The 1,910-nt window shown below is 74.2% G+C and carries 1 protein-coding gene; it reads right to left on the reverse strand.

The window, feature by feature from the left end; all coding sequences use genetic code 11:
• Positions 1-108: 108 nt before the first annotated feature.
• Positions 109-1,692, reverse strand: a complete 1,584-nt coding sequence (locus tag DI269_RS13135) for a glycosyltransferase family protein (protein ID WP_112136587.1) — start codon at positions 1,690-1,692, stop codon at positions 109-111.
• Positions 1,693-1,910: the final 218 nt, after the last annotated feature.

A 1,910-nucleotide genomic window follows, 5' to 3' on the forward strand; every position in this document is an offset into this window, starting at 1 on the left:
CCACGGCGCCGGCCGCGGCCGCGGGCAGCAGCAGGACGGCGCCCGCCGCGGCGACGGCCCCGACGGCGGCCGAACCGAGCACGGTCCGCCCCTGAATCCCTCTGGCGCTCATCGCTTCCCGCCTTCCGTGGTTGCCGCAGCCAGGCCGGGCACGCGGACGCCGAGTGCGGCGACGCGCCGCAGCAGCGCCTCGTGGGAGAAGTGCTCGCGGACCGTCGCGAGCGACCGCTCGGACTGCTCGCGGTACCGGTCGGGGTCCATGAGGGAGCGCACGACGGCCTCGACCTCCTCGGGCTCGCAGTAGACGCCGCCCGCGCCGAACAGCGGCTCGAAGCGCGGCGGCATGACGCACGGGAGCCCGGCGGCCATGGCCTCCATGGGGGAGCGCCCGAACGCCTCCACGTACTCCTCGGCCGTGTAGTAGACCGCGACGTCGAGGCCGTGCAGGAACTCCTCGGGCGCGACCGACCCGAACGGGTAGCCCGTCCAGTTGCCGGGGAGCCGCCCGAGGACGCGCGCGGGCGCGTCGGTGCCGCCGAGGACGTGGACCTCGACGTCCTCCGCGTCCGGGTACGACGCGCGCAGGTCCTCGGCGATGGTCTGCCACTTCAGCTCGTGGTCGCGCGAGTGGCGGCCGATGCGGATCGTCCCGTCGGCCTCGCGCGGGCCCTCGCGCCGCCACAGGTCGGGGTCGAGCGACCCGAACCAGTAGTCCTCGGCGAGGTCGATCCCGCCGAGCTCGGCGGCGTGGTGGCGCTGGAGCGTGTCGCGCACCGACGGCCCGATCGCGTACCAGGTGCTGTCGCCGACCCAGGACCGCAGGTTGTCGCGGACGGTGGCGACGTCCCACGAGAAGTGGCGGCCGCTCCCGTCGGGGCCGTACGCCTCGAACGGCGTCTGGTTGATCAGCAGCACCGTGCGGGCCGGCTTGATCTCGGGCCGGTCGTCCAGCAGCCGCGACAGCGACGGCGGGAACCGCACGATCATGAGGTCGCAGGTGATCTCGTCCCCGGCGCCGAGCATGACCACGTCGTCGCCGACGAGCTCGGCGATCTTCGGGTTGACCTCCCGGCCGACGTTCCACTCGAAGACCGGCTGGTGCAGCAGCCCCACCGACAGCCCCGCGTCGCGGTACGCCTTGACCTCCTCCGCGTTCGACGCGGTGGTCCCGCCCAGGAGGTTCATGTTGGACACCAGCACGATGTCGAAGTGGCGCCTGATCGGCTCGCGTCGCTCGCGGCGGACGCGGTCGCGCCAGGACACGATCGCCTCCAGCATCGCGATCCGGAACGCGTCGGTGCCCTTCTCGTTGTCCGCGTACTGGTACATCACCGGCAGCGCCGTTGCGGAGAACCCGTGGTTCAACCGCGCGGTCCAGCGCTTGAGCGGCCGCAGCTTGCGGGCCGGCAGCGGCGCGAGCACGGCGCGCGACCGCGACCGGGCCTTCGCCGGGGCCTCCTCGGGGGCCGGGGCGACCGACGCCTCCTTGAGGGCCGCCAGCAGCCTACCCAGCATCGCCGCGACCAGCCCGAGTTCGAGCACGGCCACCGCGGCGACGACCGCGAACGCGACCGTCCGGTCCGCGACGAGGACCGCGGCGAGCACGGCGACCGCGACTCCGGACAGGGCCGCGAAAGGCGCGGCGCCGATCCTGCGGCCGCGCTTGAGGAGGTTCTTGATCTGCTTCGGCATCTACTCGTCCGGTCGGTGTGGGGTCGTGGCTCGGGCGGCGCTCATCGCCGCACGCTCCTGGCGGCGATCGCGGTCAGGACGGCCCCGGCCGCAGCCGCACCGGTCAGGCCGGTCGCCGCGGCCGTCAGCGCCGCCTCGGCCGAATCCGCGGCGAGCGCGAAACCGGCCCCGGCGAGCACCGCGAGCACGGCCACCGCGACCAGGAGCGACGCCTTGCC

This window comes from Glycomyces dulcitolivorans, assembly GCF_003265355.1.
Classification (GTDB): Bacteria; Actinomycetota; Actinomycetes; order Mycobacteriales; family Micromonosporaceae; genus Glycomyces; species Glycomyces dulcitolivorans.